General features: G+C 69.4%; 13 protein-coding genes. 5 read left to right on the top strand and 8 right to left on the bottom strand.

The features are described 5' to 3' along the window. Positions 1-210 precede the first annotated feature (210 nt). Positions 211-1,293, bottom strand: coding sequence for a serine hydrolase domain-containing protein (locus tag AC07N1_RS23330; protein ID WP_494673962.1), 1,083 nt, complete (start codon positions 1,291-1,293; stop codon positions 211-213). Positions 1,294-1,468: 175 nt separating this feature from the next. Between AC07N1_RS23330 and AC07N1_RS23325 the strand changes: the two genes are divergently transcribed. The 4 genes from AC07N1_RS23325 to AC07N1_RS23310 all read left to right on the top strand — a co-directional run bounded on the left by AC07N1_RS23325 (position 1,469) and on the right by AC07N1_RS23310 (position 5,241). Then, entirely contained in the window at positions 1,469-2,983 is a 1,515-nt protein-coding gene (locus AC07N1_RS23325; RefSeq protein ID WP_494673961.1) for an aldehyde dehydrogenase family protein, read from the top strand. Next, positions 2,983-3,771 (top strand): alpha/beta hydrolase, encoded by a 789-nt coding sequence (locus tag AC07N1_RS23320; RefSeq protein WP_494673960.1) that lies wholly within the window; start codon positions 2,983-2,985, stop codon positions 3,769-3,771. The genes AC07N1_RS23325 and AC07N1_RS23320 overlap by 1 nt, the downstream gene beginning before the upstream one ends. 90 nt (positions 3,772-3,861) lie before the next feature. Next, on the top strand, positions 3,862-4,908 hold the full coding sequence (locus AC07N1_RS23315) for a class I SAM-dependent methyltransferase (protein ID WP_492854895.1): 1,047 nt from the start codon (positions 3,862-3,864) through the stop codon (positions 4,906-4,908). 24 nt (positions 4,909-4,932) lie between these two features. Further along, positions 4,933-5,241, top strand: a complete 309-nt coding sequence (locus AC07N1_RS23310; RefSeq protein ID WP_494673959.1) for a hypothetical protein — start codon at positions 4,933-4,935, stop codon at positions 5,239-5,241. Positions 5,242-5,520: 279 nt separating this feature from the next. Here AC07N1_RS23310 and AC07N1_RS23305 read toward each other — a convergent pair whose 3' ends face one another. The 7 genes from AC07N1_RS23305 to AC07N1_RS23275 form a co-directional block, all read right to left on the bottom strand. Further along, the gene (locus AC07N1_RS23305; protein WP_494673958.1) at positions 5,521-7,104 is read right to left on the bottom strand and encodes an FAD-binding oxidoreductase; all 1,584 of its coding nucleotides are present in this window, start codon (positions 7,102-7,104) and stop codon (positions 5,521-5,523) included. 26 nt (positions 7,105-7,130) lie between these two features. Further along, positions 7,131-7,502 (bottom strand): hypothetical protein, encoded by a 372-nt coding sequence (locus AC07N1_RS23300; protein WP_494673957.1) that lies wholly within the window; start codon positions 7,500-7,502, stop codon positions 7,131-7,133. Positions 7,503-7,538: 36 nt separating this feature from the next. After that, entirely contained in the window at positions 7,539-8,762 is a 1,224-nt protein-coding gene (locus AC07N1_RS23295) for a class I SAM-dependent methyltransferase (protein WP_494673956.1), read from the bottom strand. A 368-nt stretch (positions 8,763-9,130) separates the two neighbouring features. After that, positions 9,131-10,300, bottom strand: a complete 1,170-nt coding sequence (locus AC07N1_RS23290) for an FAD-dependent monooxygenase (protein ID WP_494673955.1) — start codon at positions 10,298-10,300, stop codon at positions 9,131-9,133. 17 nt (positions 10,301-10,317) lie between these two features. Next, positions 10,318-11,190: an isocitrate lyase/PEP mutase family protein gene (locus tag AC07N1_RS23285; protein WP_494673954.1), complete on the bottom strand. Its 873-nt coding sequence runs from the start codon at positions 11,188-11,190 to the stop codon at positions 10,318-10,320. Then, complete coding sequence (locus AC07N1_RS23280; RefSeq protein ID WP_494673953.1) at positions 11,187-12,104, bottom strand: polysaccharide deacetylase family protein; 918 nt, start codon at positions 12,102-12,104, stop codon at positions 11,187-11,189. The genes AC07N1_RS23285 and AC07N1_RS23280 overlap by 4 nt, the downstream gene beginning before the upstream one ends. Positions 12,105-12,121: 17 nt before the next feature. Continuing rightward, positions 12,122-12,868 (bottom strand): maleate cis-trans isomerase family protein, encoded by a 747-nt coding sequence (locus AC07N1_RS23275; RefSeq protein ID WP_494673952.1) that lies wholly within the window; start codon positions 12,866-12,868, stop codon positions 12,122-12,124. 177 nt (positions 12,869-13,045) lie between these two features. Between AC07N1_RS23275 and AC07N1_RS23270 the strand changes: the two genes are divergently transcribed. Then, complete coding sequence (locus AC07N1_RS23270; protein WP_158285917.1) at positions 13,046-13,336, top strand: DUF1330 domain-containing protein; 291 nt, start codon at positions 13,046-13,048, stop codon at positions 13,334-13,336. Positions 13,337-13,346 lie beyond the last annotated feature (10 nt).

Here is a 13,346-nt window from a genome sequence, read left to right as displayed (position 1 = left end):
AGGATCCATCGTTCCGCTGCTCAGACCTTGGCGGAACGGTCGAGGTTTGAGCGGTCGCCGGCATGGACCCTCGCCACGAGGACGAGGGAGGCATGCTTGTTGGCTTGGACGGTGGGACTTTTGACGGCTTGCCGGCGCTCCGGTCAGCGGCGTAACCCCTCACCCTCCCAGGCTTCGCCTGGGCCCCTCCCTCTCCCTCTGGGAGGGGGTCTATTCCAGCCCCTCGACGATCAAATTCGGCAGCGCCGCGTCGTCGAAATCGAGCCTCGGCCGGCCGATCCGCACGATCACCAGGTCACGCGACGGTGAGACATAGACCCGCTGGCCGCCGAAGCCGTCGAAATAGATCAGGTCATCGGCCAGGAACGGCGCGGAGTGCGGGGCGGCGTAGGCGGTGGAGGGGCCGTAGAGGCGCTTGCCGCCTTCGATGGGCGCCGCGCGCCAGACCAGCAGGCCGTAGGCGGGGTTGAGCGGGTTCTCGGCGGTGATCGTGGCGATCCAGTCGGCCGGCAGCACCTGGCGGCCGTCGATGGCGCCGCCGGCGGCGACCAGGCGGCCCAACTGCAGCCAGTCGCGGGCCCGGGCCTGGAGGCCGGCGAAGAAGCGCGGCTCGCCGTCCTCGCGCTCGACCCACAGCCGGGCGTCCGCGCCGCCCATCGGCGCCCATAGGGCTTTCGAGAGATAGGTCGCCGCGTCGCCCAGGCCCTTGGCCGCGACGGCGCGCGACAGGGCCAGGCCCGCCACCTGGGCGGCGACGTTGTAGTAGTCGAAGACCTCGCCGGAGGGGCGCTCGGCCTGGACGGAGAGAGCGGTCTCGCTGATCCGGTCGCCCAGCATCAGGGCCAGGGCGACGGGATCGCCCTTGTCGAGGCTGTGCACGGTCAGGCCCGAGCTCATGCCCAGCAGGTGGCGCAGCGGGATCTGGCCGCGCGGATCGTCGCGCCATTCGGCGATGTAGAGCCCGACCGGATCGTCGATCGAGCCGATCGCCCCGTCGCGGATGGCCGCGCCGTAGAGCAGGCCCAGCGCCGACTTGTGCATCGAGAAGGTCTCGAACAGGCTGTCCTTGGTGATGTGCGGCGCATAGGTCTCGTGGCGCAGCGCGCCGCCGGACCAGACCAGCAGGGCCAGGCCGTCATAGCTGTCGGAGAAAGCCTGGGCGGCGTCGAGGGCGGCCTGCGAGACGCCGCCGGCGACCACCGGCGTCGCGTAGGGCGCGGCCGCGCCGGCCAAGGGTCGCAAAGGGGCGTAGCCGTGGATCTCATCCACGCCGCGTCCGTTCATCGTCGTCATCCCAAGCCCCCGGAAACCGTCACTGAAAACGCCGTGACCCTAGGCTCTAGCGCGGTTCGCAAACGGTTGCGCGCAAAGGCGCCCGCACAGCGGATAGGCGTTCCGCGACCCCTGTGAATCGAGGTCGCGAGGACTAGCGTCGAGCCTGGAATTTCAGCGTCCCGGGGAATGCGCCATGACCTTCGTCGTCCGTTCGGTCGAACCTCAGACGGAGGGGGCCAAGGCCTTCCTCGCCAAGCGTCGCAAGCAGCTCTTCATCGGCGGCGCCTGGGTCGATGCTCATGGCGGCGACACCTTCGCGACCAAGGATCCGGCCACCGGCGTCATCCTGGCCGAGATCGCCAAAGGCGGGGCGGCCGACGTGGACGCCGCCGTGGCGGCCGCCCGCAAGGCCTTCGACGGCGGCGAGTGGCCGTCTCTCACCCCGATGCAGCGTTCGCGCCTGCTGTGGACCCTGGCCGACCTGATCGAGGCCAATATCGACGAGCTGGCCGAACTGGAGACGCTCGACCAGGGCAAGCCGCTGTATGTCGGCCGCTGGGCCGAGATCCCCGGGGCGGTGAACCAGTTCCGCTACTATGCGGGCCTGGCGACGGCCATCGAGGGCCGTACGATCGACAGCTCGATCAACTACCAGCCGGCCGGCAAGCAGATGGCCAGCTGGACCCTGCGCGAGCCGGTCGGCGTGGTCGCCGCCATCGTACCGTGGAACTCGCCGCTGGTGCTCACGGCCATGAAGCTGGCGCCGGCCCTGGCCGCCGGCTGCACCGTGGTGCTCAAGCCCGCCGAAGACACTTCGCTGACCGCCGTGCGTCTGGCCGAACTCGTCCAGCAGGCCGGCTTCCCGGCCGGCGTGCTGAACCTTGTGACCGGCCTGGGCGGCGAGGCCGGGGCGGCCCTGGCTGCGCATCCGGACGTCGACAAGGTGGCCTTCACCGGCTCGACCCCGACGGGCCGGGCGATCCTCGACGCGGCCAAGGGCAACCTCAAGAAGGTCAGCCTGGAGCTGGGCGGCAAGTCGCCGGTGGTGATCCTGCCCGACGCCGACCTCGACCTGGCCATCCCCGGCGCGGCCAACGCCATCTTCTTCAACGCCGGCCAGGTGTGCGTGGCCGGCTCGCGCCTCTACGCGCACCGCTCGATCTATGACCGCGTGGTCGAGGGCGTCGCGGCCCAGGCCAAGGGGCTGCAGCTGGGCCATGGCCTGGATCCGGCGACCCACATGGGTCCGCTGGTGTCGCGCAAGCAGGCCGACCGCGTGGCCGGCTTCGTGGCCGGCGCGGCGGCGGCCGGCGCCGAGGTGCTGACCGGCGGCGTGCAGGGCGGCGACGAGGGCACCTTCGTCACCCCGGCCGTGGTGGCGCGGGTCACCTCCGACATGGCCATCGTCCGCGAGGAGGTGTTCGGACCCGTCGTGGTCGTCCAGGCCTATGACGAGATCGACGAGGTGGTCGCCGCCGCCAACGACAGCGAGTTCGGCCTGGCCGCCAGCATCTGGACCGAGAGCCTGTCGCACGCCCACCGCCTGTCGCGCCGCATCAAGGCCGGCACGGTGTGGATCAACTGCCACTCGATGTACGACAACGCCCTGCCGATCGGCGGGGTCAAGGCCTCGGGCTGGGGACGCGACAGCGGCCAGGTCGCCCTCGACGGCTACCTGGAATGGAAGACGGTCTGCGCGGTCGTCTGATGAGCCTGGACATCGTCGAGATCGCCGTCGGCGATCGCATCGTGGGTCTCGCCGTGGCGCGGCCCGTCGGGCCGGCCAAGGCCGCGGTTTCCTTCTCGCACGGAGCCTTCTCGGCCCCGGGCAAGTATGCGGCCCTGCTGGAAGGCTGGGCGTCGGCGGGCCTGCTGGTCGCCGCGCCCCTGCATGTCGACAGCACCGACCATCCGCAGCGCGAGGCCTACGACCAGGCCGCCGTCTGGCGCACGCGGCTGGAGGACCAGGCCGCGACCCTGGACTGGCTGGCCGGGCAGGGGCGTTTCGGCCTCGCCGCCGCCGGCCATTCGTTCGGGGCCTTGCTGGCCCTGGCGGCCGGGGGCGCGAGCGTGCTGGCCCCGCCGGGCGCGCCGACGCTCGACAGCCGCGTGAAGGCCGTGGTCGCCCTGTCGCCGCCGCCGGTCACGCCGCCGCTGATCTCGGCGGAGGGCTTTTCGAGCACCGCCGCGCCGCTGCTGGTGCAGACCGGCGACGCCGACGTGCTGCCGGGCTTCGTCGATGACTGGCGCCTGCGCTTGATCGCCTTCGAGGCCCCGCCGCCGGGCGACCGCCACGCGCTCGTGCTGCCGGGCGTCGACCACTATTTCGGCGGCCTGATCTGCCGGCTCGAACTGCCGGGACCCGCGCAGGCCGAGGGACTGGCGCAGGCGATCGCGGCTTCGGCCGATCTGATCCTCGCCCATGCCGCCGGCGACGCCGGCGCCGTCGCGCGCCTGGCCGCGCGGGCCGCCGATCCGAGCTTCACCACCCGCTGACCGTTCTGCGGATAGCGGATCCGCCGGACCTTTCGGGACGTTTCGGCGGGGGTAAAGTCCTTCATCGAAACAAGGTTTTAGAGGTGCGTCATGGAAGCTCCGGCACTGGCCCAGCGCGGTCGCGCGTCGCTCGATTTCCAGGCGGGCGTATCGAAGGCGACCTTCGGCCTGCACTTCGCCTCCGAGGCGGAACTGGCCATGAAGGGCGTCAACGCCCAGACCCTGCCCGACGACATGGATGAGCGTCACGCCCTGGTCGTCGAGACCCTGGCCGACTCCAAGATCTTCAAGATCCGCGAGCTGTTCGGCGAATGGGCCTCGCGCACCCACGGCGCGCACTGCGACGAAGCCTTCGAGGAGCGCCGCGCGGTTCTCGAGCCGTACCTGAAGACCCTCGACGAAGGTCCGGCCACGCTGGACTACGGCGACGGCGAGACCCCGCCCAGCTACTGGAGCAAGGTCTGGTTCCACCGCACCACCGGCGGCTGGGATCACATCGACCACACCGGCTACGTCCACGGCGAGCTGGTGCACAAGCAACTGGTGGCGCGCGGCTACGGCGGCGACATCTTCGGCCAGCGCCGGGCGGCCGCCCAGCAGGCTCCGCGCCGAGACTACAAGGAAATCCTCGATATCGGCTGCGGCTCGGGCCACTTCACCCAGGCTCTGCAGGAGACCTTCCCGGAAGCCCAGATCACCGGCATCGACTGGTCGGCCCGCATGCTCGAACAGGCCCGCCGCGTGGCCAACGAGAAGGGCTGGAACTGGAAGCTGATGGTCAAGGGCGGCGAGAACTCCGGTTTCGCCGACGAGAGCTTCGATCTCGTGACCACCTTCATCCTGTTCCACGAGGCCCCGCCGCGGATCATCAAGTCGATCCTGGAAGAGGCCTTCCGGATGCTGAAGCCGGGCGGCGACATCATCATGGCCGACGTGCCGCGCTACGCCGAGATCGATAAGATGGCGTCCTGGCGCTACGACTACCTGGCCAAGTGGGGCGGCGAGCCCTACTGGCGCGCCTCGGCGAGCATGGACCTGGTGCAGATCTGCAAGGACATCGGCTTCGTCGACGTCGAGGGCGCCACCCAGGCCCCGACCCACGCCTACTACGTGCTGCGCGCCCACAAGCCCGCCTGATCCTTCCGACAACGAGCGAGCGACATGAACGCGATGACTCCGAAGACCTTCGAGCGCCCGATCTCCGAGCCGGTGAACCGCCGGATGCTGTCCGCCGACCAGATCGACGACCTGGGCGAGGCGATCCTGTCCCTGACCCGCGAGGTCTGGGTGCTGACCGACCGCGTCCACGTGCTGGAGGCCGTGCTCGAAAGCCACGGCGTGCTGGCCAACGCCGAGGTCGACAACTTCCAGCCGGGTCCTGAGCTGCAGGCCCAGCTGAACGCCAAGCGCGACGCCATCGTCCAGAACCTGCTGCGTTCCCTGCGGGCGGCGCCCGAGGCGCGCAGCTGATCTTCCGTCCCCGCTGCATCTGCGCAGTGAGAACCTGGCGCGGTCGGAAACGACCGCGCCTTTTTTTGTGCGTGGGGGACACCTCTCCCAACCCAGAAACACCTCTCCCATGGGGAGAGGGAGGGGCCCGCGCCGAAGGCGTGGGAGGGTGAGGGGGTAAGCCGTTGGCGGTCCCCATTCCGATTTTGTGGACTGTCAGTGTGAAAATGGGTGAGGGTGTAACCCCTCACCCTCCCAGGCTTCGCCTGGGCCCCTCCCTCTCCCTATGGGAGAGGTTTATTAGAGCCCCAGCGCTCCGGGGTTCATGACCCCCTTCGGATCCACCGCCGCCTTGACCGCGCGCACCAGATCCAGCGCCGGGCGCTCCAGCACATCGGCGTACGGGTAGAGCTTTCCGAGCTGGAAGTGCACGGCGTCGTACTGGCCGTAGAGCGCGATGATCTGGGCCTTGAGCTTGTGCACGAAGGCCGTGGTCTCGGGGTCTTCGACGTACTGGGGCAGGCTGGCCAAGTGCTCGGCCGGCAGGACGCCGGCGTGGTAGGCGGTCTGCTCGCCGGGCCAGTAGAGGGCGACCTCGTAGAGGAAGCCGGACGGGCGCAGCACCTCGAACATGCCGCCGCGCCAGACGCCGCGGGCGGTCATCTCTTCGGCGTGGCTGGCGTAGAGGGCCTCGAGCGCCGCGTGGAAGGCGGCGACCTGGCTGTGGGGCAGGACGCCGTTCATCGGGGCCCAGCGCTCGCCCTTGGGACCGAGCACGTTGTAGAGCGGCGCGAACGGCATGCCGCGCACGATGGTCGGCATGGTGTTGGGGATCTCGACCCCCTCGGCCGTCATCAGAGTGCGCAGGCGGTCCAGCCGCGCCTTGGCCTCGCGATCGTCCACCCCTTCGAGGATGTAGTGGACCATGTACTCGGCCTTGCGCAGGGCGCGGTCGCCGGCCAGGGCCATCTTGCTCAGCTGCTTGAGGCCGGCCACCAGCGACGGCGAGCTCTTCAGCACGGTCAGGGCCATCTGCACGACGGCGGCGTTGTCCTGGCGGGCGATCTGGCCCTGGGCCAGGGGCGCGTCGATGGCGAAGTGCTCGTCGTCGAGGTTCTCCAGCGCCGCCGCTCGCATGGCGCGGGCCAGGCTGGGCAGGTCGGCGAAGGCGAAGGAGGCGCACTGGAAGGCGGGCTTCCTGGCGATCAGCGGCAGGGTGATCCGGGCCTTGATCCCCAGTGCGCCGCAGTCGCCCAGGAACAGGCCGCACAGATCGGGGCCGTACCAGCGGGCGAAGGGCGAGCCGCCGCGGGCGGCCGAGCCGGTGCGGAGCAAGGAGCCGTCGGCGATGACGACATCGAGCGACACGGCCGACTCCGCGGAGCTGCCGAACTGGCCCGACCCATGGCTGATGGCGTGCTGCGACATCGACCCGCCGATCGTGGCGGCCAGGCCCGAGAACGGGCCGAAGAACGGCGTGCGCAGGCCAAGCGGATCCAGCGTGTCCTTCAGCTGAGCCCAGGTGACCCCGGCCTCGACCGTGACATAGGCGTCGGTCTCGTTGATCTCGACAATGCGGTTCAGGGCGCCGGTGTCGATCAGCACGCTGTCGGTGCGGACGGCCAGATAGCCGTCGGTATAGGAGGCGCCGCCGCCGCGCGGGACGATGGCGACCTCGGCCGCCGCCGCTTCGCGCACGACGGCCTGCAACTGCTCGACATCGGCCGGGCGAACCACGGCCAGCGGCGTTTCCAGCGTGCGATAGACGTCGGTGGCGAAGGGCAGGGCGGCCTCGCCCGTCAGGACGCCGTCCTTGCCGACGATCGCCTCCAGGCGTGCGAGGAGGCCGGAGGCGGCGGGGGCGGTACGCGTCTTGACGGGCATCAGCTTACTCGGATCAGGTCTCGGGATCAGGTCTTGGCGATATCTTCGATGGTGGCGCGGAAGCGCTCGGCCGTGTCGGCCGCGGCGGCTTCCGAGGCGTCCTTGCGGGCCAGGTAGAACAGGCGGCCCAGGAAGTCCTGGCGCCAGGCCTCGCGGGCCTCCAGGGCGGCCTGGTCGAGCTGCAGGGCCTCGATCTCGGCGGAGAGGTCCAGGCCCTTGGCGGCGTGGACGCGTTCGGCGGAATCGAGACGGTCGTGCAGCACGGCCAGTTCGTTGGCCAGGACCATGATCATCGACATGGCCTGGTCGAGCCCGGGGGTGTCGTAGAACTGAGGGCGCTTGCCCTTGGCGTCGCGGATGACGTGCGGGCGTTCGGCCTGCGGAGCGTGGGCGTTCATCGTGTTGTTTCCCAAAAACTAGGTGCCGAACTTTGCTCAGGCCTTGCGGGCGATCAGGACTTCCCAGCCGCCGCCGGGAGCGTATTCGCCGGCGGCGAACTCACGGTCGGAGACCGCCGCGCTGGCGTCCTGGCTGTAGCCGGCGGCCTGCTGGGCCACGAACTCCATGATGGCCATGGGCGCGGTGTCGAACTTGACGCTTTCGGGCGGGAAGCCGGCGGCCTTGGCCAGGGCGACCTGGTCGGTCTCGCGCATGGCGCCCCAGAAGGGCTCGTTGTTGTACCAGGTCTCGTTGTCGAGGATGAACTGGGTGAACGGGTCCATGTTGTCGAACGGCGGCAGGTCCGCGTGGATCATGTAGCCGCCGGGCGCCAGCAGGCGGTGGCACTCGTTGAAGATGCGCGGCATGGCCTTGCCGGACGTCTCGTGCAGCAGGATGTGGCTGACGATCAGGTCGAAGGAACCGGCCTCGAAGCGGGTCTCTTCGGCGTTCATCTGGGCGAAGTTGACCTCGAGGCCCAAACCGGCTGCGCGAGCATGCGCGTAGCGCACCTGCGGCGCGGCGACATCGACGCCCCAGACTTCGGCGTCAGGGAACAGTTCCTTGTAGGGCAGGGTCGAGTGGCCGACCGTGCAGCCCAGGTCGAGGATCCGCTTGGGCTTGAAGCCGTCGAGGCGACGATTGACGTAGTTGCAGACCGAGCGGCCCATGTCGTCGTTGAACGGGCCCATATAGCCCATGGCGTAGAGATAGACGCCGCGGTCGTAGAGGGCGCCGGTCGAGATGTCGTCCGGGGCCACCGCGCCGGCATAGCCGCCGGGCATGCAGTGGATGTCGATCGAGGTGACGTAGCGCGGGGTCTCGAACTCTTCCGGCAGGTCGAGCTTGCCTTTGGCCGACGCCGACAGGCCGCGGGCCTTCTCGATCAGGTCGGGCAGTTCGCGGTCGATCGTGACGTTGGTCGATTCCCAGAGCAGCTCCTGGGCGATGCGGTTGGCCGCCGCGTAATGCTGGAAGTAGAGGTCCTTGACCATGGCCGAGCGGATGTCGCGGCGGTCGGCGGGGGCGCGGCCATGCTCGCGCTCGAAGGCCTTGGCGGCGCGGACGCCGAACACGGGACCCAGGCCCGGCAGCAGACCCTGCTGGATGAACTGCTTGAAGCTCTTGGTGAATTCCTGGCGCGACGCTTCGTCGTGGGTCGGCTTGGGCAGGATCGGGTGGTCGACCTGCTGGAAGGTGTTGAGCATCTCGGCGGACATGGCGGCCTCCAAACAGCCGGCCCGGAAGGGCGGCGCGAACTGACGCTAATCTGAAGGGGACCGATCAGTCAAAATATTGCGTTCAGCGGATGCTCCGCTAGGCGGTCAGCACGCGGGGGAGGCAGGTGGAGAGAGGGCGCTGGGCAGGGAAGGGGCGGCCGTAGGGGAAGGGCGAATGTTCGCCGGCTCACCCCTTCTTCCCGTCATTCCCGCCCTTGTGGCGGGAACCCCTCTGTCAGCCACAAGGGTAGATGGGGCGGATCGCCAGCGATCCGCTTTCGCTTCACCTACGAGCGGAACCAGGGTTTCCCGCCACAAGGGCGGGAATGACGGGAGTTTGGGGAGTTGGGGGAGTTGGGGGAGGGCGCTTAAACCTCCACCGCCCCCGCATCGTAGGCGAACAGGCCCAGGGTCTCTTCGTTCTTGATCTCGGTCATGCCGTAGAGGTGGGCCTCGTCGCCTTCCAGGCGGTCGGCGTTGAGGTTCGACTCGACCTGGATGAAGCCGCAGCGCTCCTTGCGGGCGGCTTCGTAGCGGGCCAGGGCCTCGGGGACATCGGACGCGGCTTCGAAGGCGCGGGCCAGGACCAGGGCGTCCTCGATGGCGGCGGCGGCGCCTTGGCCGAGGAAAGGGGTCATGGCGTGGGCGGCGTCGCCCAGCAGGGCCACCCGGCCGCCGCGCACCCAGGTCTTCAGCGGCTGGCGGGCGAAGACGGCCCACTTGTAGAGGGCGGCCGGATCGATGGTGTCGAGCAGGGCCTGGACGTCGCTGCTCCAGCCCTCGAAGGTCTTGCGCAGGTCGGCCAGATCCGCGCGGATCGTCCAGCCTTCCTCGGCCCAGCCCTCCTGGCGGGCGAAGAACACCAGATTCAGCAGGGTCGAATTGCGCAGCGGATAGCGCACGGCCATGCGGCCCGGGCCGATGTGGATGCCGGGGAAGTGGGCCAGATCCTCCAGCAGCGGACCTTCGACCGGCACGATGGCGCGCCAGACGACGTGGCCGGTGAAGTGCGGCTCGCCCGGGTCGAAGCCCTTGCGGACGCCCGACTTGACGCCATCGGCGCCGATCACTGCGTCGGCGGTCAGCACGGTCCCGTCGGCCAGGGTGGCGATCGCGCCGTCGGCGGTCGGCTCGGCGGCGACGCAAGGGCTGGACAGGCGCACGGTGGCGCGGCCGGTGGCCTCCAGGGCCTCGACCAGGATGGCGTGCAGGTCGGCGCGGTGGATGTAGACGTAGGGCGCGCCGTAGAGGTCGCGCACCTTCTGGCCGCGCTCGAAGGCGACCAGGTCGCGGCCGTCGGCCCAGTGCTGCACCCGCTGGCGCTGGGGTTCGACGCCGGCCGTGGTGATCGCCTCGGCCAGGCCCAGGTGGTGGTAGACCCGCATGGCGTTGGGAGCCAGCGTGACGCCGGCGCCGATCTCGCCCAGGGCGGGGGCCTGCTCCAGCACCTCGACGGTGTGGCCGGCGCGGGCCAGGGCGATGGCCGCGGTCAGGCCGCCGATGCCGGCGCCGGCGACGATCAGGTGCTGGGGACGCATAGGCTAGTCTCCGAACTTTAAGCGTAGGTCGCCGCGTCGGCCAGCAGGGCGTCCAGCCCGGCGACCGCGTTGAGGCGAGGAAGGTCGAGAATGTCGAGGCCGTCGGTCGTGCCGTCCGAGCGCAGCTTGGCGAGCCATTCGGGCGCGTAGCGGGCCAGGCCGTGCAGCAGCAGCATCGGATGCAGGGCGATGGCGAAGCCCAGGTCCTGCAGCTCCGCGCCCGTGCGCACGGCGGTGATCCCGCCCTCGACGAGGTTGTGGACCAGGGGAACGCGGGCGGCGAAGCGCTCGGCCACGGCCTTGGTCTCTTCCAGGGTGCGGGGACCCTCGACGAAGACGATGTCGGCGCCGGCCTCCAGATAGGCTTCGGCACGGTCCATGGCGGCTTCGGGTCCCTCGACGCCCAGTGCGTCCGTGCGGGCGACGACCAGGGTTTCCGAACGGGCGTCCAGCGCGGCGCGGACCTTGCCGACCATCTCGGGCAGCGGGATCACGCCCTTGCCGCGCATGTGGCCGCAGCGCTTGGGGAAAGTCTGGTCCTCGAGCTGCACGGCGGCGGCCCCGGCGCGTTCCAGCACCTTGACCGTCCGCTGGGTGTTCAGCGCGTTGCCGAAGCCCGTGTCGATGTCGACGATCAGCGGGATCCCGACGCGGTCGCAGATCGCCCGCACCGCGTCGGCCAGCTCGCCGACGCCGACCAGGCCGACGTCGGGACGCCCCAGGCGGGCCAGCGACAGCGCCGCGCCCGACAGGAAGGCCGCCTCGAAGCCGGCCTGCTCGACCAGCAGGGCCGAGAAGCCGTCGTAGCAGCCCGGCGCGGCCAGCAGCCGGCGGCGGCCGTCGGAGCCGGACGCCAGCCGCTCGCGCAGGCGCTGGGCCGAGCTGGTCACTGGCCTGCGCCCGTCGGGATGTGGCTCTCGTGGTTCTGCAGATACCAGTCGGCGATCTCCTCGCGGGTGGCGAACCACACGCCCGGCAGGCTCTTGGCGTGCTGGATAAACTCGCGCAGGGCGCGGATGCGATAGGCCCGGCCCGAGACGTGCGGGTGGATGCCCACGTTCATCAGCCGGCCCGAGGCGGCGCCTTCCTTGTAGAGGACGTTCAGTTCCTCGATCAGCACGTCGCGGTACTCGTCGGTGGTGTGGCCGCGACGGGTGAGCAGGGTGAAGTCGTTGATCTCGTTGGAATAGGGCGTCGAGACGATCGGGCCGTTGGGCGTGCGCAGCAGGTAGGGCTGGTCGTCGTTGAGCAGGTCGCAATAGAAGGTGCAGCCATGCTCGGCCAGTATGTCGGCGGTCTGCAGCGTGCCGCGCAGGGACGAGGACAGCCAGCCCTTGGCTCGCTTGCCGACGAAGCGCTCGTACTGCTCCAGCGAGCGCAGGACGATGTCGCGCTCCTTGGCCGGTTCATGGGCGAAGTCGCTCAGCAGCTCGCCCTGTTCCCAGTTGTGGGCCAGAAGCTCCCAGCCGCGCTCAAGGCAGGCGTCGGTCATGGCCTTGCGGCGCTCGAAGGTCACCGCGTTGGTGGTGCAGCTGGCCTTGACGCCCATTTCGTCGAACAGGTCGAACAGCCGCCAGATGCCCACCCGCTGGCCGTATTCGCGCCAGGTGTAGTTGGGGAAGTCAGGCGTATCGCCGGCCAGCACGTCGGGCAGGATCGGCGGCCCGCCGGCGTAGTACTTCTCCTTGGTGGGCTTGGTGAGGTCCCAGGTCTCCAGGTTGAAGGTCATGACCAGGGCCACGCGCGCGCCGTTCGGCCAGGTCAGCGGCTTGCGGTGCGGAAGCGGAACGTAATCGTATTCCATACTGATGCCTTTGATCCCTAGTGCTCGAGCAGGAGCGAGCCGAAGCCGTCGATCTTGTCCTGGATTCCCATGCTCCGGAGAGCGTGCCAGTAGGTGGCGGTGTTGATGGCCACGACCGGCTTCTCCAGCCAGAACTCGGCGATCCCGGCGACCTTGGCGAAGGCCAGGTTGGTGCCGCACTGGACGACGGCGTCGGCGCCTTCCGACACCTCGATGGCTGCGCGCTTCAGGGTCTGGGGGCTCTCGTGAGCGATCAGCATCGGCGAGGGCGATTTCAGGCCCTTCACCTGGGTGACCTCGTAGCCCAGGTCCTCGAAGAACTTGCGCACCTGGTTGTCGCCGACCGGCATGTAGGGGGTGATGACCCCGATCTTCTTGATGCCGCCATAGGCCTTCAGCGCCGCGTCGACGGCGGTGGAGCCCATCACGACCGGGACGCCCTTGGTGCGCTCCAGCATGCGCTGGGTCAGGCGCTCGGCGCCGTCGGCGCCGTCCCAGAAGGTTTCGGCCGACATGCCCATGACCACGCAGGCCGGGTCCATGGTCATGGCCACGTCGACGCTGTCCATCGTCGCGTCGCGGATGTTCTGCAGCATCACCATGAACGACTCGTCGTCGGTGACCTTGGTGTCCGGAATGGCGATCCGCTCGAAGTGGTTGGTGACGCCCCGCGGGCGCATGTCGTCGTATTCGGGCTGGACGCTCGTGTTGGTCGACGGCGCGATCACCGCATACTTCAGGCGGTGTCCCAATGAATCCGGCATGACGCTTCCCTCGACGTTTCGATGGTCGAGGAATGGCAAAGCCGGATCGCCCGCGCCGCAGCCCAGCGGCCGATATCCGCCCGGCGGATAGGAAAAAGCGCCGGGGAAGCGGGATGGGCGGGCGTCGCTAGGGTCGCCGTTGAACCACAACGGAAATTCTTCCCGGGGGACGAGACCATGGCCGCCTTTATCATCGCGACGACCGTCATCACCGACGCGCCCCGCTTCGGCGAATACGTGAAGGCCATCGCCGGCCTTGCAGAGCGCTTCGGCGGCGAGACCTATGTGCGGGGGCCCGTCACCGAGGTCCTGGAGGGCGAGGTGCCCGAGGGCGAGCGCGTGATCGTCACCCGCTATCCCGACGCGGCGGCCGCCAAGGCCTATCTGCATTCGCCGGAATACCAGGCCGCCAAGGTCCTGCGCCAGGGCGCGGGGACCGTCGTGGTCCGCATGATCGTCGTCGACTGAGATTGACGCG

Source organism: Caulobacter sp. GW821-FHT09B11 (assembly GCF_059418205.1).
This window is presented reverse-complemented; position numbering and strand designations above follow the sequence as displayed.

Coding starts and splice junctions, on each gene's coding strand:
- AC07N1_RS23315 (WP_492854895.1), top strand. CDS start 3,862: ATGGAAGCTCCGGCACTGGCCCAGCGCGGTCGCGCGTCGCTCGATTTC.
- AC07N1_RS23275 (WP_494673952.1), bottom strand. CDS start 12,868: ATGCCGGATTCATTGGGACACCGCCTGAAGTATGCGGTGATCGCGCCG.
- AC07N1_RS23325 (WP_494673961.1), top strand. CDS start 1,469: ATGACCTTCGTCGTCCGTTCGGTCGAACCTCAGACGGAGGGGGCCAAG.
- AC07N1_RS23310 (WP_494673959.1), top strand. CDS start 4,933: ATGAACGCGATGACTCCGAAGACCTTCGAGCGCCCGATCTCCGAGCCG.
- AC07N1_RS23290 (WP_494673955.1), bottom strand. CDS start 10,300: ATGCGTCCCCAGCACCTGATCGTCGCCGGCGCCGGCATCGGCGGCCTG.
- AC07N1_RS23330 (WP_494673962.1), bottom strand. CDS start 1,293: ATGACGACGATGAACGGACGCGGCGTGGATGAGATCCACGGCTACGCC.
- AC07N1_RS23300 (WP_494673957.1), bottom strand. CDS start 7,502: ATGAACGCCCACGCTCCGCAGGCCGAACGCCCGCACGTCATCCGCGAC.
- AC07N1_RS23320 (WP_494673960.1), top strand. CDS start 2,983: ATGAGCCTGGACATCGTCGAGATCGCCGTCGGCGATCGCATCGTGGGT.
- AC07N1_RS23295 (WP_494673956.1), bottom strand. CDS start 8,762: ATGTCCGCCGAGATGCTCAACACCTTCCAGCAGGTCGACCACCCGATC.
- AC07N1_RS23305 (WP_494673958.1), bottom strand. CDS start 7,104: ATGCCCGTCAAGACGCGTACCGCCCCCGCCGCCTCCGGCCTCCTCGCA.
- AC07N1_RS23270 (WP_158285917.1), top strand. CDS start 13,046: ATGGCCGCCTTTATCATCGCGACGACCGTCATCACCGACGCGCCCCGC.
- AC07N1_RS23280 (WP_494673953.1), bottom strand. CDS start 12,104: ATGGAATACGATTACGTTCCGCTTCCGCACCGCAAGCCGCTGACCTGG.